Below are 21418 nucleotides of genomic sequence, written 5' to 3'. Positions count from 1 at the left end.
CGAAGATTTCCGGCCCGCGGCACCCAGGCAAGAGGCGCCATGTCAGTTCATCCGCAGCCTGCGCCTGACCCCCTCGCGGGCAAGGATCTCCTGCGCGGGATGGCCGGCGATCGGCACATGCGGATCGGCGGAGATCTCGCCCGCTGCCATCAGCGCGTGATAGCGCGCGCAGCAGACCCGCAGGAACGAGGTGAAATTGCCCAGGTCGTGATCGGCATCCATCGCCTCGTGCCACAGCCGGGTGATCAGCTGCGCGACGGTCATGCCGTCGCGGGCGCCGATCTCGGCCAGCGTGTCCCAGAAATGGTTCTCGATCCGGATCGAGGTGGCGACCCCGTCGATGCGCAGGCTGTGGGTGCGGCTCTGCCATTGCGCGGCATCGGCCTTGATGAAGAGTTCGCACATCGCGGGGCCTCCCTTCCCGTTGATGTCAGATGAGCGCCATGAACTGCTTCAGCCAGGCCGGATGGGCGGGCCAGGCGGGCGCGGTGACCAGATTGCCATCGGTCACCGCCTCTGTCACCGCAATATCGGCGAAGGTCCCGCCCGAGGCCGTCACCTCATGGGCGCAGGCCGGATAGGCCGAGCAGGTCCGCCCCTCCAGCACCCCGGCGGCGGCCAGAAGCTGCGCGCCGTGGCAGATCGCGGCGACGGGTTTGCCCGCCTCGAAGAAGTGGCGCACCTTCGCCAGCACGTCCGGATTCATGCGCAGATATTCGGGCGCCCGGCCGCCGGGCACCACCAGCGCGTCGTATCCGGCGGCGTCCACCGCGTCGAAATCCGCGTTCAGCGCGAAATTGTGGCCGGGCTTTTCGGAATAGGTCTGGTCGCCCTCGAAATCGTGGATCGCGGTCTTGACCGTATCGCCCGCCGCCTTGCCGGGGCAGACCGCGTCGACGCTGTGGCCGCAGGCCAGAAGCGTCTGGAACGGGACCATCGTCTCGTAATCCTCGGTGAAGTCGCCGGTGATCATCAGGATCTTCGCCATCTCGCATCCTCCTTGCCGATGGGTATATCCGAAGCCTAGGCCAAGAAGGCCGGAAACGGGTGTTAGCCGGATACTACGCTTGCCAAGATCGGACGCCGTATCGTCCTTTTCGACCGCCCGGCACGGCCTGTATCCCCTCGGGCACCCCGATCGCGTCGCCTGCCTGCGGTCGATCCTGCCCCCGTCGGCGAGGGGATTGGCGGTCCGCATGATGGTTCCCGATTTCGTATCGACGCATCCCAGCGCCAGCCGGGCCGGGAACCTCGCTGAAAGAGTGCGGCTGGCGATCGAGATCTCGCGCTGGTCCGGCAACCCGGCGGATGCGGCGACGCACGGGGCAGGGATGACGGCGGGCACGCGGAACCAATCCGGATTTCCGGCGTTCCCGTTGGATTGATCGTTCAGGGAGACTTCCATGCCCGGTCCCTACCGCTTCGGGTTTGCCGCTTCGCCCGCGGCTGCAATCCTCGCACTTGCGGCATGTGAACCCGCCGCGCCGCCAGGAGAGGATCGCGGTTTCATTCCCGGCGGCAATTACGTTCTGGTGGGAATGGACGGCGGGACCGTTCCCCTGCGCAATGTCACGATGCTGGTCGAGGAGTATCGGATCTCTGGCCAGGGACCCTGCAACAGTTATTCGGCCCAAAACAATGTGGACTTGCCACAGGTGTCGTTGTCGCCGATCGTGTCGACAGAGATGGCATGCAAGGATTCCCGGCTCGAGAATCGCTTCCTGTCGGTGCTGCAATCGGCGACCGAGATGGAATATTACGGCGGCGTGCTGAAAGTGAAATCTCCCTCCACCTGGCTGATCTTCGAATATGGTGTCCGAGCAGACAGCGGCGTCAGCGCGCTGGACGCAGCACGGGGCAGCCAGTAATTCGGCGTCATCGAGGCTTCACGCCCAAATGCCCCCAGCGGTGGCGACACTTCCCGCCAAGCGCGAGGAAGCTGCTTTCCCAAGAGCAAGGTCCGGACCCATCGATCCTGCCGCATCGGCATGTTTCAGGCTCCGCGAGGAGACTGTGCCATGAGCAGGCTCGAGGACAGGCCCTCGCCATCGGGCTCGAACCGATGGCGCCTCGATGGCTCGACGCCGCGACCCGCTATGACCGGTGCGCCGTCGTTTGCCTTTAGCACGTCGCTGAAAACGCCGGTCTCGACGTTCGGGCAGAACATGGTTCACGATCCCTGCAAGGCGAGAGGGAAAGTGGATACGGGGATCGGACGAGGCGAGCGGGTCGCTCTTCAGCTATGTAGACCTTGAGCAACGCATCCCGTCCGGGCACCCGTTTCGCAAGATCAAGCAGGTGGTGAATGAAGCGCTTGCCAGCCTCGATGGGGAATTCGATCCGCTCTATGCCCTGGGCGGTCGCCCCTCGATCGCCCCCGAACGTCTGATCCGGGCCAGCCTGCTGCAAATCCTGTTCTCGATCCGATCCGAGCGGCAGTTGATGGAACAGATGCAGTATAATCTGCTGTTTCGCTGGTTCGTCGGCCTCGGGATTGATGATCCTGTCTGGGGTGAAGGGCGCCCGGAAAATCCGTCCGGGGGACGGATTTCAGCCCTGAACGGACGAAGCCCCGGGCCGAAGGCCCACTGTTTTCACCAAGAACCGCGACCGGTTGCTGACGACAGAGATGTCGCGCAAGGTGATGGCAGCGATCCTGGCCCATCGCGAGGTCGCGCCGCTCATGTCGGATGATCACTTCTCGGTGGATGGCACACTGGTCAAGGCCTGGGCTTCCACGAAAAAGCTTCCGAACGAAGCCGGAGACGGCCCCACCTGACGATGAGGATGGTTCCGGCAATCCGCCACCCTCAATGCCGACCGACCTTGGAGCCAACGAACCGTCCCATCCCGAGGGGGGCGTGGTCGCCTGATCGGTCGAACCAAAGGCGGAATGAACACCAAGCTTCACGCCATCTGCGACAGCCAAGAGCGCCCGATCGGCCTGTTCGTCACCGCTGGGCAGGTTACGGTCATGAAGGCAGGATCTGGATCGCATCGGCATTCTTACAAGTTGGTCAGAATGTGATCGTTTTCAGGCTCACGCCTTGAAATTCCCGAACACCACGGCTTCAGTCGTATCAAGATCAATCCCACGCACGAACCCAACCAAGAAAAGGAAATCAACTTCCCAACACAGGGCGCTGCGTTAATCTCAATTGAAGTGAACCAACATGGCAATAATCCGAGATCTGAAGCCGCGTCAGGCCAATCGAAGAAGCCCCCTCTCTCTTATCTCGTCAGCAGAGACAGTGCCGCACTAAATCTGTTAAAACTCGAAGAAGCTGCGGCTTCCGACTTGAGAAGAAAGTTCCGAATGATCTTTTCAGCGCTTTCCAAACGACCAATGTCCGAAAACGAGTCGCTTCCAATCAATCTCTTGGAATATGCCGAGAACTCGGCATGCTGACGATCTATCGGGAGTTTCGCGTAGCTCGGCCCGAAGCCGAACGCGCCTTCGAACACCGAGCGTAGCGGAGCATTTCCAAGGACTTCATACCAGAGAGTCTTGTCACTCGAGTCACGTTGTCGCAATATTTCAAGCTCCCGCCTTGCATTCAATGCCAGGCGCAGATTTTCGTCTCCTTCGCCGACACGTCGCTCAAACTCTCGCTGCAGATAGTCTTGAGATATTCTGTCACCGAAACCTTCTTCGAAACTCCGCGCATCACTCGACGCACCATAGCCAAATGCCTCCGCAAGGCGCAGATATCGCTTATCTCCCAAACGGTTGGCAAGAGAGCCTTTATCGGACAGGTCGGATTCCAGCACCTTCCTGATAAACGCCTTGTTCCCGATATCGGCTTCCAGTCCAAATGCGCCAAGCGCCACGGAGAGCATTCGGTAGTCGCCTACAAGTTGGTCAGCTGTTTCAGCAGACGATATGTTGTCGCAAAAATATTGCGTGCTGCGCGTTACCTGCGGATCTCTTGCAACAATTTCCAGATGACGCGCCTCATTCCGCTTCAGGATATTCCATCCCGCAATGCCGCTCGCGCCTATGTGGATTTTCCCGATCATTGGCGTTGCACCGCAAGTATCCTGGCCTCTCGCGGAAGCAACTCCCTTAAGCGACGCAGCGCTTGGTATGGGCTTCCTTCAATGACATGCTCACTCGCCGCATTCAGGATCGCACGGCTATCGCGATCGTCGAATACCTGGCTCAGCTGCTCCACCGCATGCAACAGTTGGCGACGACCTTCCGTGACATCCGCATCACCCGACAGGATAAGCTGCGCAATGTAGCAGGCACGCGAGACAGGCGTGATGGCATGATCAGGATGAATCGCGTCTTTCAGGCGCAGCACGTTGACGTTGGGGGTCTTGATCGAGATCTTCGAACGCCGTTCACCATTTTCGATGACAGCTCCGTTGATCAGGATGCGTTCCTTCGGCGCAAGCTTCAAGACAAGCCCGGTCATTTCGCACCCTCTCCGCGAAGCCCTTTCATGACGGCGATATTGACTTCGATCAGCGCATCGATCGTCGCGTCGCCCGCCAACACCGCCTTGCCATGCCTCAAGGAAAAGATGGCGAGCGAAATGAGACCCGCCTTGACTTCCCCGGGAAGCGCATTGGCCGGGTCGGCCAGGTCCGTGGCGAGAATGGTCCACAATTCGTTGTTCTTGTAGACCGCAAAGATCGTATCCCGACCTCGACCATCGCGGCTGGCCTCTCGCAAGAGGCGAGTTACGCGCGAGAAGACATCATACTCGGTGTCCCGAGCGCTACGCAACGCGTTGCTTCCATAAGCACGCTCGGAAAAAGGTGTAACCGCGTTCAAGGTCATGATTCCCGATCTATTCTGCTGGGATGAGGGGTGGAAAGGGGCACCAGAAGGTGCCCCAAACCGTTATCAGTTGCGGAACAGCGACAGGATCGCGGCGGGGGCCTGGTTCGCAATCGACAGCGACTGAATACCCAGCTGCTGCTGGGTTTGCAGCGCCTGAAGGCGCGCCGAAGCGGCCTCCATGTCGGCGTCGACCATCGCACCGATGCCGCTGGTCAGCGAATCCGCCAGTTTCGAGACAAAGTTCGCCTGGTCGGTGATCCGTTTCCCGGCAGCACCCAGCGTGGCCGCTCCTGCAGTCGCCTCGTCGATCGCATCCTCGATGGAGGTGATGAAAGCGGTCACCTCGCTCCGATCCGTGAACTGGGTGAGGGCGGCAAGATCCGCCTGCAGTCCAGCCTCGAAATCCACCGATGCGACCGTAATCGTATTGGTCTTGTCGGTCTGATGAGCCCCGAAGGTGCGATCGAGCGACGCAAGCACCACGAAATCGGTTTCGGTACCGACCACGTTGGTCCTCAGCAGATTGACGCCATTGATCTGGGAAGCATTGATGATCGACGTGATCTGGTCCCTCTTGTGGGCGATGTCGTCCCAGATCGTGGCGTAATCCGCGGTGTCGCTGGTCGCGCCAAGCGCCAGATCTTTCATCTCCTGCAGCAGCTTGGTGATATCTTCGGCACCCCTGCGCGCGGTTTCGACAACCGCATCCGCGACGTTCAGGTTGCTTTGGATCGTCTTGAAGGCCGACTGGTCGGTTTCCATCACCTTCGAGATCGCCCAGATGGCCGCGTTGTCCTTGGCCGTGGCAATCGACTTGCCGGTGGAGATCTCGTTCTGGGTCTTGGCCAGGTTCGAGTTGATGGACTTCAGGGTCTGCAGGGCGACAAGCGCGCTGTTATTGGTCAGAATGCTGGACATATTGTCCTCCTGTGAATGGGCGCTTTGCGCCCGCGTTTGCAAAGATCGGCCTTCTGACCCCCCGGAACGTTTCCGTCCCGTGCACCGTCTGGTGCGATCACCTTCCTATCGGCAGGCAATTGACAAATACTGAACGAGGTGATTCCTGCCAAACATTCCTCTTGTAAGATTTTATTCAAAAGCGCCTGGGCTCTCGATCCGTTACGGGTGCAACATGCCGCCGCCCGTCGCTGTCATAAGTCTGCAGCGATCTCGCCGCCTCGAGGACAGCCTGAACATGATCGACGGCCTGCTTCGCGCCCGACAATGCCGCCACGGCAAGCTCGCGCAGTTCGGCCAGGCGCGGCTCCAGGCGCTCCCGCTGCGCGGGCGAAAGGCCTTCGCGCTCCAGGTTTTCCACCATTTTCTCAATATGAACAGTGGCATCAGATGGATTCGCGCACATGACCGCCGCTTTCGCATCCTCCAGATTCCGCATGATCCTGTCCATCATCCTCTCCCTCCATCCAGCCGTGCTGCCAGTCCGAAATCGATCGCGCTGGACAGGATCGCCGCCTGGTGCTGGACCAGAAAGCTGCCGAAATGATCCTCGCCTGCGCCCCCCGAAAAGGCGCCGGCCATCGGTTTCGGGCCGCAATATTTCAGCATTTCCTCCAGAAACGCCTGTTCCAGCTGGGCGATGGCGGCGCGATCCGGATGTGGCTGGACCAATCCCGGATGCAGTTTCGCGATTTGCATAGAATTTTCTCCAATCGGATGGGAATAATTCACTCATACATGTTATCAGTAAATAATTGGTAAGGATTAAAGGCTAATCATGAAGCATGTCGACAGGAGCGATCATGAGTTCGGTTCATGCTTTCTTTGGCTTTCCCGAAACCGGCCGGGACGTGGCTGCCTCGAACGGGGCAGGCCGTGGCCATATGCCCAGCCGCAACACCCCGGATCACAATGCCTCCGAAGAAACGCAGCGCGTCGCGAGTGATGCCGGTGACGCGTTTTCTCGTGAGAGCGACAGCCTTGAGGCACAGCTCGTCCATGAGGGACACCAGGAGCTGCCCCTTCTCGTTGAAGATGGGTCGATCCGAATCGATATCGAAGAACCGCGGCCTTCCGGGGACGGTGCGGTGAAGGATCCCCTCGCCGACATCATGGAGGCCTGGACCGGAATTTCCGGCGCGCTGCCGGAAGAGGAGGCTGACGGCAGCATCCTGGACGGAGAGACGGCGCGCAGGGCCACCGCAACCGGGATCGAGGCCGCGAGGGAAGCGCCCGGATCGCCGACGATGACGCGGATGGCATCTGTCGGTGTAGAAGAACCTGCCCCGATTCCAAAGGACATTCCGTTGCAGGCGACGATGGGGACCGATGGCCCTGTCGTCGAGGGTGCCGAATCGTCGCAGCAAATCCATCTCCAGACAGCCGCTCGCGATTCGACCGCGATCGCGGAGCATTCTCTCGCGAATCGGCTGCCCGCGCAGCAGGGAACCGCCGCGATTCAGCAGGTCGCCGAGGCACTGGTCAGGATGCAGGGCGACCGGCTGGAAATCGCGCTCTCGCCAGAGGAGCTGGGGCGCCTGCGCCTGGTCCTGAGCCGCCAGAACGGCGCGCCGCATATCCTGGTCTGGGCGGAACGCCCGGAAGTGCTGGAGCTGATGCGCCGCAACGCCGATCTTCTGCTGGAATATTTCGGCGAGGAAGGAACGGGGTCGCCTTCGCTGACCTTCACGAGCGACGGCCCGCAGGACGAGGCAAACCCGTCCCAGGCCTCCGAATCACCCGAGGAACACTCCGATCCGCCCCGGATCGTTACCGCCGTCACCGCTTCTGCGGACGGCTTCGGCCGGCTTGGCGGCGACCGCCGGATCGATATCAGAGTTTGAAAGGCAACAGGATGATCTCAGCAGTTGGAAACAGCCCGGCGGACCGCAGCATGGGCAGTGGGGCGATTTCAAAGGCGCAGGAAATCAGCAGTGACTTCAACGCGTTTCTGCGCATGCTGACCACGCAGATGCAGAACCAGGACCCGCTGAACCCGATGGAAAGCACGGAATTCGCGGTGCAGCTGGCGACATTTTCCAGCGTCGAACAGCAGGCGCAGACAAACAAGCTGCTGAACGAGATGATTGCGCAGCTTGGCGGTTCGGGGCTGGGACAGGTGGCCGACTGGATCGGCAAGGAAGCCCGGACATCCGGGCCGGTCTGGTTCGGGAATGCCGCGCTGACGCTGGATGTCGCCCCGGACAGCCGCGCCGACAGCGTGACCCTGGTCACGCTGGACGCCTCGGGTCTGGAGGTGAAGCGCGAGGAGATCGGGCCGGGCTCGGGGCAGGTCGACTGGTATGGGCGCGACGCCCATGGCGAAAAGCTTGCCGACGGGCGCTATTCCTTCCGGACGGAAAGCTCCTTCAATGGCCAGGTGATCTCGGAACAGGCGGTCGGGGTCTATTCCCGGATCACCGAGGCCGAGACGGGCGCGAATGGCGTGACGCTGATCCTCCAGGGCGGGGTTCCGGTCGCAGCGAATGCCGTCGAGGCCCTGCGCGAGGCGCCATAGGAATGGCGGTGTGCCATGGGCCGCGAAGGGGCCGACCGGGCAGTCAGGCCACCGGAAGGAAGGCGCCGCGCATCGACTGGATCTCGGCATGGATGCGGGCGGTCGCGGGGCTCATCTCGCGATCGGTGCGGTGCATCAGGTACCAGCTGCGCTGGATCGGCAGGCCGATGGCGTTCAGCGCCACCAGCCGTCCGGCGCGCAACTCCTCGGTCACGGTGTGCTGGGATATCAGCGCGATTCCCAACCCGGCCATGACCGCCTGCTTGATCGTCTCGTTCGTGCCCATCTCGACCGCGCGCCAGGGGATGCCCTCGCCGATGCGGTCGAGGAAACGGGTCATCAGGATGCGCGTTCCCGATCCCTCCTCGCGCGACAGGAAGGTCTGCTCCAGCAGATCGCCCGGCGTGACCGGATCCGCCTTCGCCAGCGGGTGGTCGGGCGCGGCGACGATGATATGCGGATGCGGGCCGATCGGCTCGGCGATCACCGCCGGTTCGCGCGGCGGGCGCCCCATGATCGCCAGGTCCAGCTCATCCCCGCCCAGCGCCGAGATGATCGAATCGCGATTGCCGATGCGCAGCGTGACCTCGATATCCGGCAGCCGCCGCAGCAGGCGCGCCACCAGGCTTGGGGCGAAATACTTTCCGGTCGAGACCACCCCCAGGACCACATTGCCGATGCGACCCTGGCGCAGCGCGCGGATCTCGCGTCCGGCGCGGGCCAGGGCGGTCTGGATCTGCGCCTCGGCGGCCAGCAGCGCCCCGCCTTCCGAGGTCGGGTGGAAGGCGCCATGCTCGCCCCGCGTGACAAGGGCGCAGCCGGCCAGGTCCTCCAGCGCCTTCAGCTGGCCGTGAACCGCCGGCGGCGTCAGGCCCAGCGTGGCGGCGGCGGCCGTCAGGCTGCCGCTATCGGCCACGGCGCGAAGGGCGCGCAGCTGGCGCAGGGTCAGGGCATCCAGACGCATATTAAGAATTCCTGAATTTCATTTTCAGATTATTAAATTTTATCGAAGCGCCTCACCTGTCAAGGTCCCTCTCAAGCCGTGCTGTCGCCAGGGGAGGGACCGATGAGCGTGCCAGGCATCGATACCATGCATATCCCGCGGGATTTCCATCCGCTGATGCTGGCGCTGGCCCGCGGCGGTGCCGCCCTGGCCTCGGTGATCCGCCGCGGCGGGGCGAATCTGGGCGCGGAGGTCGGCACGAACAGCGACGGCGACGGCCAGAAGAGGCTGGACGTCCAGGCCGATGCCCTGTTCCGGGATGCGCTGAAAGGCGCAGGCCTGCGCTGGTATGCCAGCGAGGAGCAGGAAGATCCCGTCCCGATGCAGGACGAAGGGACCATGGCCCTGGCCATCGACCCGCTGGACGGCTCGTCCAACATCGATACCAACGTCTCGGTCGGCACGATCTTCGCCGTCTATCCCGCCGAAAGCGGCCCGGCCGAGGCCAGCTTCCTGCGCCCCGCCCGCGACATCCTGGCGGCGGGCTATATCATCTACGGGCCGCGCTGCTGCCTGGTGGTCAGCTTCGGCGAGGGCACGCAATTCTACACGCTGAACCCCGATACCGGCTGTTTTGACCTGACCGATCCGCGCGTCACCCTGCCCGACTGTTCCTTCGAATTCGCCATCAACGCCTCGAACTACCGCCACTGGCCGCGCCCGATCCGGGCCTATATCGACGATTGCCTGGCCGGGCTGGACGGGCCGCGCGCGCATAATTTCAACATGCGCTGGATCGCCTCGCTGGTGGCCGAGGCGCATCGGATCCTGATGCGCGGCGGGATCTTCCTCTATCCCGCCGACGCCCGGAAGGGATACGAGCGCGGCCGGCTGCGGATGCTCTATGAATGCGCGCCCATCGCCATGCTGATCGAGCAGGCGGGCGGCCGCGCGACCGACGGGGCGCTGCCGATCCTGGACGCGACGATCACGCAGCTGCACGGGCGCACGCCGCTGGTCTTCGGATCCTCCGAGAAGGTCGACCGCGTCGCCGCCTATCACGACCTGCCCGAGGGCGAGGTCTCGGCCCTTTTCGGCAATCGCGGCCTGTTCCGCGCCTGAATCTTTCGGAAAAGCGACATGAGCAAGAAACACCCCATCATTTCGGTCACCGGCAGTTCCGGCGCGGGCACGACCACGATCAAGAACACCTTCGACCAGATCTTCCGGCGCGAGGGGATCAGCGCGGTCAGCATCGAGGGCGACGCCTTCCACCGCTTCGACCGCGCCGCCATGAAGGCCGAACTGGCCCGCCGGCAAGAGGCGGGCGACCACACCTTCAGCCATTTCAGCATCGACGCGAACGAGCTGGCCAAGCTGGAAGAGGTCTTCCGCATCTATGGCGAGACCGGCAGCGGCGAGACCCGCCACTATGTCCATGACGAGCAGGAGGCCGAGAGATGGGGCGCCGCCCCCGGCACCTTCACGCCCTGGCAGGCCTTCGAGGACGGCTCGGACCTGCTGTTCTACGAGGGGCTGCACGGCGCGGTGGCGGACCCGGCCAGCGGCATCGACATCGCGCGCCATGCCGACCTGAAGATCGGCGTCGTGCCGGTCATCAACCTGGAATGGATCCAGAAGATCCATCGCGACAAGGCCGCGCGCGGCTATTCGACCGAGGCGGTCACCGACACGATCCTGCGCCGGATGCATGCCTATACCCATGTGATCTGCCCGCAATTCACCGAAACCGACATCAATTTCCAGCGCGTCCCGGTGGTCGACACCTCGAACCCGTTCATCGCCCGCTGGATACCGACGCCGGACGAAAGCCTGGTGGTGATCCGCTTCCGCAATCCGCGCGGCATCGATTTTCCCTACCTGACCGCGATGATCGACGGCTCGTGGATGAGCCGCGCCAATTCGATCGTCATTCCGGGCCCGAAGATGGACCTGGCGATGCAGTTGATCCTGACCCCGATGGTGAACCGGCTGGTCAGCGAATCGAAACGCGCCTGACGGAGGAACAGATGAACCAGATGACACGAATCGACCCCGCGCTGGAGACCCGCATGGCCAATGCCATCCGCGCGCTGGCCATGGACGCGGTCGAGGCTGCGAAATCCGGCCATCCCGGCGCGCCGATGGGCATGGCCGACGTGGCGACGGTGCTGTTTCACCGCTTCATGCGGCTGGACCCGGCCGATCACCGCTGGCCCGACCGCGACCGTTTCGTGATGTCGGCGGGGCATGGCTCGATGCTGGTCTATGCGATCAATCACCTGCTGGGCTACGGCGACATGGACATGGACCAGCTGCGCCGCTTCCGCCAGCTGGGGTCGCGCACGGCGGGCCATCCCGAATATGGCCATGCGCAGGGGATCGAGACCACGACCGGCCCGCTGGGTCAGGGCATCACCACCGCCGTCGGCATGGCGCTGGCCGAGCGCATGGCCAATGCCCGCTGGGGCGATGATCTGGTCGATCACTGGACCTATGTGATCGCCGGCGACGGCTGCCTGATGGAGGGCATCAGCCACGAGGCCATCGACATCGCCGGCCATCTGCGCCTGGGCCGGCTGGTCGTCATGTGGGACGACAACGGCATCACCATCGACGGCGGCACCGAGCTGTCCAGCTCGACCGACCAGAAGGCGCGCTTCGCCGCCGCCGGCTGGCATGTGCAGGCGGTGGACGGCCATGACCGCGAGGCGGTGGCGGCGGCCATTCAGGCGGCGCGCGCCGACGACCGCCCCTCGCTGATCGCCTGCAAGACCGTCATCGGTTTCGGCGCGCCGACCAAGCAGGGCAGCCATGACGTGCATGGCGCGCCGCTGGGGCCGGAAGAGATCGCCGCCGCGCGCAAGGCGCTGGACTGGCCCTACGACCCCTTCACCCTGCCCGAGGATGTCAGCGCCGCCTGGGCCGCCATCGCCCGGCGCGGCGCGCAGGCGCGGGCCGAATGGCAGGCGCGGCTGGACGGCTCGGACCATCGCACCGCCTTCCTCAAGGCGCAGGACCGTCCCGACGCAGGCGCGCTGCGCAGCGCCATCGCCAATCATTGCGCGAAGATCGCCGCCGAACGCCCCGGCCTCGCCACCCGCAAGGCCAGCGAGATGGCGCTGGAGGTGGTCAACGCGACCCTGCCCAACACCATCGGCGGATCGGCCGACCTGACCGGCTCGAACAATACCCGCAGCCAGGGGATGCGGGCCGTCACGCCGGGCGATTATGCGGGCAACTATGTCCATTACGGCATCCGCGAACATGGCATGGCGGCGATGATGAACGGCATCGCGCTGCATGGCGGCTTCGTCCCCTATGGCGGGACCTTCCTGGCCTTTGCCGACTATTCCCGCCCCGCGATCCGGCTGGGCGCGCTGATGGAGGTCCCGGTCGTCCATGTGATGACCCATGACAGCATCGGGTTGGGCGAGGACGGCCCGACCCACCAGCCGGTCGAGCATCTGGCCGCCTTGCGGGCGATCCCGAACCTCATGGTCTTCCGCCCCGCCGACGCGGTGGAGACCGCCGAGGCCTGGGAAATCGCGCTGACCGCGGCGACGACGCCCTCGGTCCTGGCCCTGTCGCGGCAGAACCTGCCGACGGTGCGGATCGACGACGATGCCGAGAACCGCAGCCGGCGCGGCGCCTATGTGCTGCGCGCGACACCTGTGGAACGCGACGTGACGCTGATCGCCACCGGCTCCGAGGTCGAGATCGCCCTGGCCGCCGCCGACCTGCTGAAGGCCGAGCGTATCAATGCCGCCGTCGTCTCGGCCCCCTGTTTCGAGCTGTTTTCCCAGCAGGACCCCGCCTATCGGCAGGGCGTGCTGTGCGATGCGCCGCGCATCGGCATCGAGGCCGCGATCCGGCAGGGCTGGGACCAGGTCCTGCGCCCCGAGGACGGCTTTGTCGGCATGACGGGCTTCGGCGCCTCGGCCCCTGCCCCCGACCTTTACCGGCATTTCGGCATCACCGCCGAAAATGTCGCCGGACTGGCGAAGACCCTGATCGCCCAATCCCTGAAAAACGGAGGAAAATGATGGCGCTGATCACGCTGAGGCAACTTCTGGACCACGCCGCCGAACATGGCTATGGCGTGCCCGCCTTCAACATCAACAACATGGAACAGGGGCTGGCCATCGTGAAGGCCGCCGCCGAGGTCGATGCCCCGGTGATCCTGCAGGCCAGCCGCGGCGCCCGGTCCTATGCGGGCGACATCATGCTGCGCCGCATGGTCGAGGCGCTGGCCGAGATGAACCCAGGCGTTCCGATCTGCCTGCACCAGGACCACGGCAACAACCTGGCCACCTGCATGTCGGCGATCCGGCACGGCTTCACCAGCGTGATGATGGACGGATCGCTGCACGAGGACATGAAGACCCCGGCCGATTACGACTATAACGTCGCCGTCACCGCCAGGGTGGCCGAGGCCGCCCATGGCGTCGGCGCATCCGTCGAGGGCGAGCTTGGCGTGCTGGGCAGCCTGGAGACCGGCGAGGCGGCGGCCGAGGACGGGTCCGGCGCCGAGGGCAAGCTGGATCATTCGCAGCTGCTGACCGATCCCGACCAGGCGGTGGATTTCGTCATGCGCACCCGCTGCGACGCGCTGGCCATCGCCTGCGGCACCAGCCACGGCGCCTACAAGTTCACCCGCAAGCCCGATGGCGACATCCTGGCGATGCATGTGATCGAGGCGATCCACGACCGCCTGCCCGGCACGCATCTGGTGATGCATGGATCAAGCAGCGTGCCGCAATACCTGCAGGACCTGATCAACGAATCGGGCGGCGAGATGCCGCAGACCTATGGCGTCCCGGTCGAGGAGATCGAGCGCGGCATCCGCCACGGGGTCCGCAAGGTGAATATCGACACCGATTGCCGCATGGCGATGACCGGCCAGTTCCGCAAGGTCGCCCGCGACAAGCCGCAGGAATTCGATCCGCGCAAGTTCCTGATCCCCGCCATGACCGAGCTGACCGCGCTGTGCCGCGACCGGTTCGAGCGTTTCGGCACCGCGGGACAGGCCGGCCGGATCCGGGTCGTCGCCATGGACGAGATGGCAAAACGCTATGCGTCGGGGGCGCTGGACCCGGCCACCACCGGCGCGCGCGCCGCCTGAGAGGAGGAAGAAGTCATGAACGAGATGTCCAAGACCGAAATCACCGACAAGAAGAAACGCTATGCCGCGGGCGTCCTGAAATATGCCCAGATGGGTTACTGGGACGGCGATTACGAGCCCAAGGACACCGATGTGCTGGCGCTGTTCCGCATCACCCCGCAGGATGGCGTCGACCCGATCGAGGCGGCGGCGGCGGTGGCCGGCGAAAGCTCGACCGCGACCTGGACCGTCGTCTGGACCGACCGGCTGACCGCCTGCGACCAGTATCGCGCCAAGGCCTACAAGGTCGAGCCGGTGCCGGGCACGCCGGGGCAGTATTTCTGCTATGTCGCCTATGACCTGATCCTGTTCGAGGAAGGCTCGATCGCGAACGTCACCGCCTCGATCATCGGCAATGTCTTCAGCTTCAAGCCGCTGCTGGCCGCCCGGCTGGAGGACATGCGCTTCCCCGTGGCCTACATGAAGACCTTCGCCGGCCCGCCCACCGGCATCGTCGTGGAACGCGAGCGGCTGGACAAGTTCGGCAAGCCGCTGCTGGGCGCCACCACCAAGCCCAAGCTGGGCCTCAGCGGCAAGAATTACGGCCGCGTCGTCTATGAGGGGCTGAAGGGCGGCCTGGATTTCATGAAGGACGACGAGAATATCAACAGCCAGCCCTTCATGCATTGGCGCGATCGCTTCCTTTACTGCATGGAGGCGGTGAACAAGGCCACGGCCGTCACCGGCGAGGTGAAGGGGCATTACCTGAACATCACCGCCGGCACGATGGAAGAGATGTATGCCCGCGCCGAATTCGCCAAGCAGCTGGGCTCGGTCATCGTCATGGTGGACCTGATCGTCGGCTGGACCGCGATCCAGTCGATCAGCAACTGGTGCCGCCAGAACGACATGATCCTGCACATGCACCGCGCGGGGCATGGCACCTATACGCGCCAGAAGAACCACGGCATCAGCTTCCGCGTGATCGCGAAATGGCTGCGCATGGCGGGGGTCGACCACCTGCATTGCGGCACCGCCGTCGGCAAGCTGGAGGGCGATCCGCTGACCGTGCAGGGCTATTACAATGTCTGCCGCGAGATGCAGAACGAGGTCGACCTGCCGCGCGGCATCTTCTTCGAACAGGACTGGGCAAACCTGAAGAAGGTGATGCCGGTCGCCTCGGGCGGGATCCATGCCGGGCAGATGCACCAGCTTCTGGACCTGTTCGGCGACGACGTGGTCTTGCAGTTCGGCGGCGGCACCATCGGCCACCCGATGGGCATCCAGGCCGGCGCCACCGCCAACCGCGTCGCGCTGGAGGCCATGGTCCTGGCCCGCAACGAGGGCGTGGATATCGCCAACGAGGGCCCGGAGATCCTGCGCCGCGCCGCCAAGTGGTGCAAGCCGCTGGAAGCCGCGCTGGATGTCTGGGGCAACATCACCTTCAACTATACCTCGACCGACACCTCGGACTTCGTTCCGACCGCGTCCGTCAGCTAAGGAGGATCACCACATGCGTATCACTCAGGGCTGCTTTTCCTTCCTGCCCGATCTGGACGACGCCCAGATCAGCGCGCAGGTCGAATACATCCTGTCGAAGGAATGGGCGGTCGGCATCGAATATACCGACGAGCCGCATCCCCGGAACACCTATTGGGAGATGTGGGGCCATCCCATGTTCGACCTGAAGGACGCCAAGGGCGTGATGATGGAGCTGGAGGAATGCCGCAAGGCGCATGGCGACAGCTATATCCGCATCAACGCCTTCGACAGCACGCGGGGCTGGGAGACGGTGATGATGTCCTTCATCGTCAACCGTCCCGCGCAAGAGCCGTCCTTCCGCACCTGGCGGCAGGAGGTGGACGGGCGCTCGATGCGCTATACCCACGAACTGGTCGCGCGCTGAGGCGTGGCGTGATTGCGTCCCGCGACGGCCGGGGGGCGTTCCGCCCCCCGGACCCCCCGAGGATATTTCTGCCAAGATGAAAGGGCGGGTCATGGATGGCGATGTGAGCGAGCGGGTTCCGGCCTCGGTCGACCTGAAGGAGCAGTATGAAAGCTCGGGCGTGCGCGAGGTGCTGGACGAGCTGGACCGCGAGCTGATCGGGCTGGCGCCGGTGAAGCAGCGGATCCGCGAGACGGCGGCGCTGCTGCTGGTCGACCGGGCGCGGCGCGAGATGGGGCTGGCCCATGAGACGCCGACGCTGCACATGTCCTTCACCGGCAATCCCGGCACCGGCAAGACCACGGTGGCCCTGAAGATGGCCGGGCTGCTGCACCGGCTGGGCTATGTGCGCAAGGGGCATCTGGTCAGCGTGACCCGCGACGACCTGGTCGGGCAGTATATCGGCCATACCGCGCCCAAGACCAAGGAGGTCCTGAAGAAGGCCATGGGCGGCGTGCTGTTCATCGACGAGGCCTATTACCTCTACAAGCCCGACAACGAGCGCGACTATGGCCAGGAGGCGATCGAGATCCTGCTGCAGGTGATGGAGAACAACCGCGACGACCTGGTCGTCATCATGGCCGGCTATGCCGACCGGATGGACCGCTTCTTCGCCGCCAATCCGGGTTTCCGCTCTCGCATCGCCCATCACATCGAGTTTCCCGACTATACCGACGAGGAGCTGGGGCGCATCTCGGAGACGATGCTGGAGGTGCAGGGCTATCGCTTCGACGAGGCGGGGCGGGCGGCGATGGAGGAATATATCCGCCTGCGGCGCGCCCAGCCGCATTTCGCCAATGCCCGCAGCATCCGCAATGCGCTGGACCGCGCGCGGCTGCGGCAGGCGAACCGGCTGTTCGAAGGCGACGGGCCGGTTGACGCGGCGACGCTTTCGACCATATCCGAGGCGGATATCCGTCCAAGCCGCGTCTTTTCCGGCGGGCTGGACATCGACGGCAGCCGCAAGAGGGACGAGCCATGACGTTTGACCGCAAGATCAGGATCGCGCCCTCGATCCTGTCCGCCGACTTCGCCGATTTCGGGCGCGAGATCCGGGCGATCGAGGACCAGGGCGCCGACTGGGTGCATGTCGACGTGATGGACGGCCATTTCGTGCCGAACCTGACCTTCGGCCCGCCCGCCGTGAAGGCGTTCCGGCCGCATGTGAAGACCTTCATGGACGTGCATCTGATGATCGCGCCGGTCGATCCCTATATCGAGGCCTATGCCGAGGCCGGCGCCGACCTGATCACCGCCCATATCGAGGCCGGCCCGCATATCCACCGCACGCTGCAGGCGATCCGCGCGACCGGCAGAAAGGCCGGCGTGGCGCTGAACCCCGGCACGCCGGCCGATTCGGTCGCGCATCTGCTGGACCTGACCGACCTGGTCTGCGTGATGACGGTCAATCCGGGCTTCGGCGGCCAGAAATTCCTGGACATGACCGCCAAGATCCGCCGCCTGCGAGAGCTGATCGGCGACCGTCCCATCCATATCGAGATCGACGGCGGCGTCGATCCGGCGACCGCGCCGCTGGTCGCGGCGGCGGGGGCCGACGTGCTGGTGGCGGGCTCGGCCGTGTTCCGCGGCGGCTCGGTCGCCGATCCCGCGCCCTATGGCAACAACATCCGCGCCATCCGCGAGGCGGCCGAAGCGGCGGTTTGACATTTCCGGGCTTCCTGCGTTTCCTTGCCCCCAGGGAAACGCAGGAGGGCAGGATGGATCTGGGCATCAAGGGCAGGCGCGGGCTGGTTTGCGCGGCCTCGAAGGGGTTGGGACGGGGTTGCGCCGAGGCATTGGCCGAGGCGGGCGTCGACCTGGTCATCAACAGCCGCACCGAGGCCGAGATCACCCGCACCGCCCGAGAGATCGCCGCGAAATACGGCGTCGAGGTCACCCCCGTCGCCGCCGACATCACCACGGACGACGGCCGCGCGAAGGTGCTGGCGGCCCTGGGCGAGGCCGACATCCTGGTCACCAATGCCGGCGGGCCGCCGCCCGGCACCTGGACCGACTGGAGCCGCGAGGATTTCATCAAGGCCATCGACGCCAACATGCTGTCGGCCGTCGCGCTGATGCAGGCGCTGGTCCCCGGCATGATCGGGCGCGGCTGGGGGCGGGTGGTCAACATCACCTCGCAATCGGTGCGCTCTCCCATCGCCGCGCTTGGCCTGTCGAACACCGCCCGCGCCGGGCTGACCGGCTTCGTCGCAGGCATGTCGCGGCAGGTCGCGCCGCATGGCGTCGTGGTCAACAACATCCTGCCCGGCATCCATGCGACCGACCGCGCCGACAGCCTGGACAGGGGCGTGGCCCAGGCCCAGGGCATCGGCCTGGACGAGGCCCGCCGCCAGCGCGAGGCGACCATCCCCGCCCGCAGCTATGGCCGGCCCGAGGATTTCGGCGCGACCTGCGCCTTCCTGTGCAGCGAACATGCCCGCTTCATCATCGGCCAGAACATCCTGCTGGATGGCGGCGCGCTGAACGCCACCGTCTGAGATGGCGCTGCTGCGCTATCTCAGCCACCTGCAGGTGCGGATCGACCCCAAGGTCCCGGTGCCGCGCTGGTCGCTGTCCGAGGAAGGCCGCGCCCGGCTGCTGGCGGCGGGCACGCGCTGGCTGGCGGGCACGACGCGGATCGTCAGCAGTTCCGAGACCAAGGCGACCGAGACCGCCGCCATCCTGGGCGCGGCCCTGTCGATCGCGCCCGAAACCGATCCCGGCCTGGACGAGATCGACCGCAGCGCCACCGGCTATGTCCCCCATGCCCGGCACGAGGCGCTGGCCGATGCCTTCTTCGCCCGGCCCGAGGACAGCGCCGAAGGCTGGGAACGGGCGGCGGAGGTGGCCGCGCGGGGCATGGCGGCGCTGCACCGGCAGCTTGCCGCGCATCGGGCGGGCGATCTGCTGATCGTCGGGCATGGCGGCATCGGCACGCTGTGCTGGTGCCGGATCGCGGGGCTTGCGCCGGACCGCCGCCACGACCAGCCTGCGGGCGGCGGCGCGGTCTGGGCCGCCCGCCTGCCCGCATTGACGCCATTGCACGGCTGGCGCCCGCTCGAGGCGCTTGCGGGCGCCGCTTAAGCCGCCTGCCCGCTGGCGATGCGGTAGTCGCGCAGCACCTGCGCCAGATGCCGCCGCCGGCATTCCGGGTCGGCCAGCACCGCGCAAAGCTGGCGGGCCGCGGCCGAGATGCGCCGGCAGGCATCGGGATTGACCCGCGCCCAGGCCAGCCGCTGCGGCAGGTCGGCGGCGCCCCATTGCAGCGGAATGTAATGCTGCCAGGGCTGGAACAGGCCCGAGGGGAACAGCTCCCACCCGTCCTCTTCCTTCAGCACCACGGAATGGCTGTTGGCCAGGGGCAGGAAATCCTCGGGCCCCGCCGTGCCGCCCAGGCAGACCAGATAGCGATGCGACAGCAGGAAGGCGTCGTCATGCCGGTCGGCCAGCGGCACCTCCAGCCCCGCCCGGCGCAGGGCGGCGCGGGCCCGCGCATCGGCCACCAGCGCGGCGTCCAGATCGGCATCGGCCCGCGCCATGAGCGACAGGCGGGACGAGCCCTGCAGCACCTTCCGGGCCTGGCGGAACCGATCCGATCCCTCGGGCGCCTGCAGCAATGTGGCGATGGCGGCCTCGACCGGGCGGTCCAGGTCCGGGCCACCGTCGCCCGAGGCATAGCCCGCCAGCCCGCCGCGCCAGACGGCGCGGTCCCACTTGTCGGCGAAATCGGGATCGGGCCGGGTCAGGGGACCCAGGAAACCGTCATTGCCCAGCCGGTGGATCCAGGGCATCGGCCAGAGGAACACGTTCCGGGCCCCGGCCCGGCGGCTGGGCGCGATGACGGGGCCGGCGACGGGATGGGACGCGTCGCTGCCCAGCCGGCAGGCGGGCCGCATGTCCAGCCGATAGGTCCCGCGACCCGTCACCTCGGCGATGTCGTTGACGGTCGTGGCGATGCGCAGCAGGCCGGAATGGGCGGGGTTCAGGTGATATTTCCCGCCCTCGCCCCGGCGCAGCGGCAAGAGGCTGCCGTCCTGCGCCCGGACCTCGGCCGTCGCGGCATCGAACAGCGCGAATTGCGGCGAGGGGGCGTCGTCCTTGCCCGGATCCAGGGACACCGACGCGGGGCGGGCATGGCGCGCCAGCGCCTCGGCGGTGCGCTGGCGCAGATCCTCGGGCAGGTCCGCGCCGGGGCGGGGCATGTCCAGCATCCGCGCCAGCCGCGGCAGATAACCCGCGCGCACCTTGCGGACCCCCGCGCCGGGCACCGGCGGGCAATGCGGCAGCTCGAACCAGGGCGACAGGGCGTCGCGGTAGTCCTGGGGGCCGGCCTCGTCGATGTCGATCTCGACGAATTCGCGGCGGCCGGCGAAATGGGCGCGGCAGCCCGCCAGATGCGCCTGCCAGTCCGCCGCCCAGATATCCGCCAGATCGCCCAGCCCGACGCCCAGGATCTGTGCCCAGGCCCGCGCATAGGTGCCGCCGCGATGCATGTAGCGGCTGGCGATCCAGTCCTCCAGCCGCCGGGTGTTCAGGAGGAAGACCGAGCCGGGATAGGCGCGGTCCAGGAAGGCGTATTCCCTGAATCCCTCGATGGCCGGCATGTTCAGGTAGCGCACCGATTCCATGTCGGTGAAAGCCACGGTGTCAGCCGCCCATCGCTGCAGCGGCTGCCGCCCGGTCAGGCGGGCATAGGCGATGTCCTCGGCCAGCGCGCCCTCCAGCCAGTGAAGGGCCGGGATGCCGTTCATCTGGAACAGCCGGGCGATGAAGGTGGTGCCGCATTTGTTGAAGCCGATCTGAAAGAATTTCCGCGTCAAGACCGGCCTCCATGCGCGATTTCCCCGATGCGCAGCGGGCGCCTGTGTCGGCCATCGGCCCGGCCCTGTCAATCGAGGCAGAACCCGCCTTCAGAAAGCGCCGCTTCCCGGCCCGTCTACGACAAAAGGCTTGCCTTGCGGCGGGGCTGCGGCTAGCAGTCGGGACAGGAAATCGGGAGAAACCGGCCTCACGCCGGGACCGAAGGAGCAGCCGCCCCGGCAAACTCTCAGGTAAAAGGACCGTTTTCCCCAAGGACTCTGGAGAGTGGCCGAGCGTGTCGGCCCGCCGAAGGGATAACGATCTCAGGCGCCCGCCTCGCGGGCAGGGACAGAGGGGGC

24 protein-coding genes, 2 pseudogenes and 1 riboswitch are annotated in these 21418 nt (G+C 65.5%); of the genes and pseudogenes, 16 read left to right on the top strand and 10 right to left on the bottom strand.

Going from position 1 to position 21418, the window contains the following annotated elements:
* Positions 1 to 42: 42 nt before the first annotated feature.
* On the bottom strand, positions 43 to 405 hold the full coding sequence (locus C9E82_RS11885; protein WP_119898010.1) for a ribbon-helix-helix domain-containing protein: 363 nt from the start codon (positions 403 to 405) through the stop codon (positions 43 to 45).
* A gap of 25 nt (positions 406 to 430) precedes the next feature.
* Positions 431 to 988, bottom strand: a complete 558-nt coding sequence (locus C9E82_RS11880; RefSeq protein WP_119898009.1) for a DJ-1/PfpI family protein — start codon at positions 986 to 988, stop codon at positions 431 to 433.
* A 208-nt stretch (positions 989 to 1196) separates the two neighbouring features.
* Between C9E82_RS11880 and C9E82_RS24785 the strand changes: the two genes are divergently transcribed.
* The 4 genes and pseudogenes from C9E82_RS24785 to C9E82_RS11860 form a co-directional block, all read left to right on the top strand.
* Positions 1197 to 1385: a hypothetical protein gene (locus C9E82_RS24785; RefSeq protein WP_122449281.1), complete on the top strand. Its 189-nt coding sequence runs from the start codon at positions 1197 to 1199 to the stop codon at positions 1383 to 1385.
* A gap of 18 nt (positions 1386 to 1403) precedes the next feature.
* Positions 1404 to 1868, top strand: a complete 465-nt coding sequence (locus C9E82_RS11870) for an META domain-containing protein (RefSeq protein WP_119898008.1) — start codon at positions 1404 to 1406, stop codon at positions 1866 to 1868.
* 334 nt (positions 1869 to 2202) lie between these two features.
* A pseudogene (locus C9E82_RS11865) lies at positions 2203 to 2825 on the top strand (transposase); the annotation flags it as partial.
* 26 nt (positions 2826 to 2851) lie between these two features.
* Positions 2852 to 2971, top strand: a pseudogene (locus C9E82_RS11860) (IS5/IS1182 family transposase); the annotation flags it as partial.
* 260 nt (positions 2972 to 3231) lie between these two features.
* Here C9E82_RS11860 and C9E82_RS11855 read toward each other — a convergent pair.
* From C9E82_RS11855 to C9E82_RS11830, 6 genes are all read right to left on the bottom strand, one after another.
* On the bottom strand, positions 3232 to 4020 hold the full coding sequence (locus C9E82_RS11855; RefSeq protein WP_119898007.1) for a DUF1217 domain-containing protein: 789 nt from the start codon (positions 4018 to 4020) through the stop codon (positions 3232 to 3234).
* Positions 4017 to 4421: a flagellar biosynthesis repressor FlbT gene (flbT, locus tag C9E82_RS11850; protein ID WP_119898006.1), complete on the bottom strand. Its 405-nt coding sequence runs from the start codon at positions 4419 to 4421 to the stop codon at positions 4017 to 4019. Before flbT ends, C9E82_RS11855 begins: the two co-directional genes overlap by 4 nt.
* The gene (gene flaF, locus C9E82_RS11845; RefSeq protein ID WP_240643518.1) at positions 4418 to 4789 is read right to left on the bottom strand and encodes a flagellar biosynthesis regulator FlaF; all 372 of its coding nucleotides are present in this window, start codon (positions 4787 to 4789) and stop codon (positions 4418 to 4420) included. Before flaF ends, flbT begins: the two co-directional genes overlap by 4 nt.
* A gap of 66 nt (positions 4790 to 4855) precedes the next feature.
* On the bottom strand, positions 4856 to 5710 hold the full coding sequence (locus C9E82_RS11840; RefSeq protein WP_119898005.1) for a flagellin N-terminal helical domain-containing protein: 855 nt from the start codon (positions 5708 to 5710) through the stop codon (positions 4856 to 4858).
* 175 nt (positions 5711 to 5885) lie between these two features.
* Entirely contained in the window at positions 5886 to 6200 is a 315-nt protein-coding gene (locus C9E82_RS11835) for a hypothetical protein (protein ID WP_119898004.1), read from the bottom strand.
* Positions 6200 to 6448: a hypothetical protein gene (locus C9E82_RS11830; RefSeq protein ID WP_119898003.1), complete on the bottom strand. Its 249-nt coding sequence runs from the start codon at positions 6446 to 6448 to the stop codon at positions 6200 to 6202. The genes C9E82_RS11835 and C9E82_RS11830 overlap by 1 nt, the downstream gene beginning before the upstream one ends.
* A gap of 104 nt (positions 6449 to 6552) precedes the next feature.
* On the opposite strand from C9E82_RS11830, the gene C9E82_RS11825 reads away from it, so the two are divergent.
* Together C9E82_RS11825 and C9E82_RS11820 are read left to right on the top strand one after the other, a co-directional pair.
* Positions 6553 to 7593, top strand: a complete 1041-nt coding sequence (locus tag C9E82_RS11825; RefSeq protein WP_170162063.1) for a flagellar hook-length control protein FliK — start codon at positions 6553 to 6555, stop codon at positions 7591 to 7593.
* 11 nt (positions 7594 to 7604) lie between these two features.
* A complete protein-coding gene (locus C9E82_RS11820; RefSeq protein WP_221035984.1) occupies positions 7605 to 8267 on the top strand; it encodes a flagellar hook capping FlgD N-terminal domain-containing protein in 663 nt (220 codons plus the stop codon).
* 43 nt (positions 8268 to 8310) lie between these two features.
* Here the strand turns inward: C9E82_RS11820 and cbbR are convergent, their stop codons facing one another.
* Complete coding sequence (gene cbbR / locus C9E82_RS11815; RefSeq protein ID WP_119898000.1) at positions 8311 to 9231, bottom strand: LysR family regulator CbbR; 921 nt, start codon at positions 9229 to 9231, stop codon at positions 8311 to 8313.
* 102 nt (positions 9232 to 9333) lie between these two features.
* On the opposite strand from cbbR, the gene C9E82_RS11810 reads away from it, so the two are divergent.
* The 10 genes from C9E82_RS11810 to C9E82_RS11765 all read left to right on the top strand — a co-directional run bounded on the left by C9E82_RS11810 (position 9334) and on the right by C9E82_RS11765 (position 19343).
* A complete protein-coding gene (locus C9E82_RS11810; RefSeq protein WP_119897999.1) occupies positions 9334 to 10332 on the top strand; it encodes a class 1 fructose-bisphosphatase in 999 nt (332 codons plus the stop codon).
* Between the two features lie 18 nt (positions 10333 to 10350).
* A complete protein-coding gene (locus C9E82_RS11805; protein WP_119897998.1) occupies positions 10351 to 11229 on the top strand; it encodes a phosphoribulokinase in 879 nt (292 codons plus the stop codon).
* A 20-nt stretch (positions 11230 to 11249) separates the two neighbouring features.
* A complete protein-coding gene (gene tkt / locus C9E82_RS11800; RefSeq protein WP_205962162.1) occupies positions 11250 to 13256 on the top strand; it encodes a transketolase in 2007 nt (668 codons plus the stop codon).
* A complete protein-coding gene (gene fba, locus C9E82_RS11795) occupies positions 13256 to 14335 on the top strand; it encodes a class II fructose-bisphosphate aldolase (RefSeq protein WP_119897996.1) in 1080 nt (359 codons plus the stop codon). Before tkt ends, fba begins: the two co-directional genes overlap by 1 nt.
* 24 nt (positions 14336 to 14359) lie before the next feature.
* Entirely contained in the window at positions 14360 to 15814 is a 1455-nt protein-coding gene (locus tag C9E82_RS11790) for a form I ribulose bisphosphate carboxylase large subunit (protein ID WP_420849823.1), read from the top strand.
* Between the two features lie 13 nt (positions 15815 to 15827).
* Positions 15828 to 16220 (top strand): ribulose bisphosphate carboxylase small subunit, encoded by a 393-nt coding sequence (locus tag C9E82_RS11785; protein ID WP_119897994.1) that lies wholly within the window; start codon positions 15828 to 15830, stop codon positions 16218 to 16220.
* A 91-nt stretch (positions 16221 to 16311) separates the two neighbouring features.
* On the top strand, positions 16312 to 17241 hold the full coding sequence (gene cbbX / locus C9E82_RS11780; protein WP_119900990.1) for a CbbX protein: 930 nt from the start codon (positions 16312 to 16314) through the stop codon (positions 17239 to 17241).
* Positions 17238 to 17924, top strand: coding sequence for a ribulose-phosphate 3-epimerase (gene rpe, locus C9E82_RS11775; protein WP_119900991.1), 687 nt, complete (start codon positions 17238 to 17240; stop codon positions 17922 to 17924). Before cbbX ends, rpe begins: the two co-directional genes overlap by 4 nt.
* Positions 17925 to 17977: 53 nt before the next feature.
* Positions 17978 to 18757 (top strand): SDR family oxidoreductase, encoded by a 780-nt coding sequence (locus C9E82_RS11770; protein WP_119900992.1) that lies wholly within the window; start codon positions 17978 to 17980, stop codon positions 18755 to 18757.
* A gap of 1 nt (position 18758) precedes the next feature.
* Positions 18759 to 19343, top strand: a complete 585-nt coding sequence (locus tag C9E82_RS11765) for a histidine phosphatase family protein (RefSeq protein WP_119900993.1) — start codon at positions 18759 to 18761, stop codon at positions 19341 to 19343.
* Here C9E82_RS11765 and C9E82_RS11760 read toward each other — a convergent pair.
* The gene (locus C9E82_RS11760; protein WP_119900994.1) at positions 19340 to 21079 is read right to left on the bottom strand and encodes a glycosyl transferase family 90; all 1740 of its coding nucleotides are present in this window, start codon (positions 21077 to 21079) and stop codon (positions 19340 to 19342) included. The genes C9E82_RS11765 and C9E82_RS11760 overlap by 4 nt on opposite strands.
* Before the next feature lie 163 nt (positions 21080 to 21242).
* Positions 21243 to 21332: riboswitch (glycine riboswitch) on the top strand.
* The last annotated feature ends 86 nt before the right edge of the window (positions 21333 to 21418 follow it).

It is taken from the genome of Paracoccus sigandri (assembly GCF_003709565.1).
GTDB lineage: Bacteria > Pseudomonadota > Alphaproteobacteria > Rhodobacterales > Rhodobacteraceae > Paracoccus > Paracoccus siganidrum.
The sequence above is the reverse complement of the archived record's forward strand: the minus strand, read 5'-3'. Positions and strand labels throughout refer to the sequence as shown.

What these genes read in the sequence shown, in the direction of transcription:
- C9E82_RS11790 (WP_420849823.1), top strand. Translation starts at nt 14,360, where the DNA reads ATGTCCAAGACCGAAATCACCGACAAGAAGAAACGCTATGCCGCGGGC.
- C9E82_RS11805 (WP_119897998.1), top strand. Translation starts at nt 10,351, where the DNA reads ATGAGCAAGAAACACCCCATCATTTCGGTCACCGGCAGTTCCGGCGCG.
- C9E82_RS11785 (WP_119897994.1), top strand. Translation starts at nt 15,828, where the DNA reads ATGCGTATCACTCAGGGCTGCTTTTCCTTCCTGCCCGATCTGGACGAC.
- C9E82_RS11855 (WP_119898007.1), bottom strand. Translation starts at nt 4,020, where the DNA reads ATGATCGGGAAAATCCACATAGGCGCGAGCGGCATTGCGGGATGGAAT.
- C9E82_RS11835 (WP_119898004.1), bottom strand. Translation starts at nt 6,200, where the DNA reads ATGGACAGGATCATGCGGAATCTGGAGGATGCGAAAGCGGCGGTCATG.
- C9E82_RS11870 (WP_119898008.1), top strand. Translation starts at nt 1,404, where the DNA reads ATGCCCGGTCCCTACCGCTTCGGGTTTGCCGCTTCGCCCGCGGCTGCA.
- C9E82_RS11770 (WP_119900992.1), top strand. Translation starts at nt 17,978, where the DNA reads ATGGATCTGGGCATCAAGGGCAGGCGCGGGCTGGTTTGCGCGGCCTCG.
- C9E82_RS11880 (WP_119898009.1), bottom strand. Translation starts at nt 988, where the DNA reads ATGGCGAAGATCCTGATGATCACCGGCGACTTCACCGAGGATTACGAG.
- C9E82_RS11885 (WP_119898010.1), bottom strand. Translation starts at nt 405, where the DNA reads ATGTGCGAACTCTTCATCAAGGCCGATGCCGCGCAATGGCAGAGCCGC.
- flaF (WP_240643518.1), bottom strand. Translation starts at nt 4,789, where the DNA reads ATGACCTTGAACGCGGTTACACCTTTTTCCGAGCGTGCTTATGGAAGC.
- rpe (WP_119900991.1), top strand. Translation starts at nt 17,238, where the DNA reads ATGACGTTTGACCGCAAGATCAGGATCGCGCCCTCGATCCTGTCCGCC.
- C9E82_RS11810 (WP_119897999.1), top strand. Translation starts at nt 9,334, where the DNA reads ATGAGCGTGCCAGGCATCGATACCATGCATATCCCGCGGGATTTCCAT.
- tkt (WP_205962162.1), top strand. Translation starts at nt 11,250, where the DNA reads ATGACACGAATCGACCCCGCGCTGGAGACCCGCATGGCCAATGCCATC.
- C9E82_RS11840 (WP_119898005.1), bottom strand. Translation starts at nt 5,710, where the DNA reads ATGTCCAGCATTCTGACCAATAACAGCGCGCTTGTCGCCCTGCAGACC.
- cbbX (WP_119900990.1), top strand. Translation starts at nt 16,312, where the DNA reads ATGGATGGCGATGTGAGCGAGCGGGTTCCGGCCTCGGTCGACCTGAAG.
- C9E82_RS24785 (WP_122449281.1), top strand. Translation starts at nt 1,197, where the DNA reads ATGATGGTTCCCGATTTCGTATCGACGCATCCCAGCGCCAGCCGGGCC.
- fba (WP_119897996.1), top strand. Translation starts at nt 13,256, where the DNA reads ATGGCGCTGATCACGCTGAGGCAACTTCTGGACCACGCCGCCGAACAT.
- C9E82_RS11765 (WP_119900993.1), top strand. Translation starts at nt 18,759, where the DNA reads ATGGCGCTGCTGCGCTATCTCAGCCACCTGCAGGTGCGGATCGACCCC.
- cbbR (WP_119898000.1), bottom strand. Translation starts at nt 9,231, where the DNA reads ATGCGTCTGGATGCCCTGACCCTGCGCCAGCTGCGCGCCCTTCGCGCC.
- C9E82_RS11830 (WP_119898003.1), bottom strand. Translation starts at nt 6,448, where the DNA reads ATGCAAATCGCGAAACTGCATCCGGGATTGGTCCAGCCACATCCGGAT.
- flbT (WP_119898006.1), bottom strand. Translation starts at nt 4,421, where the DNA reads ATGACCGGGCTTGTCTTGAAGCTTGCGCCGAAGGAACGCATCCTGATC.
- C9E82_RS11820 (WP_221035984.1), top strand. Translation starts at nt 7,605, where the DNA reads ATGATCTCAGCAGTTGGAAACAGCCCGGCGGACCGCAGCATGGGCAGT.
- C9E82_RS11825 (WP_170162063.1), top strand. Translation starts at nt 6,553, where the DNA reads ATGAGTTCGGTTCATGCTTTCTTTGGCTTTCCCGAAACCGGCCGGGAC.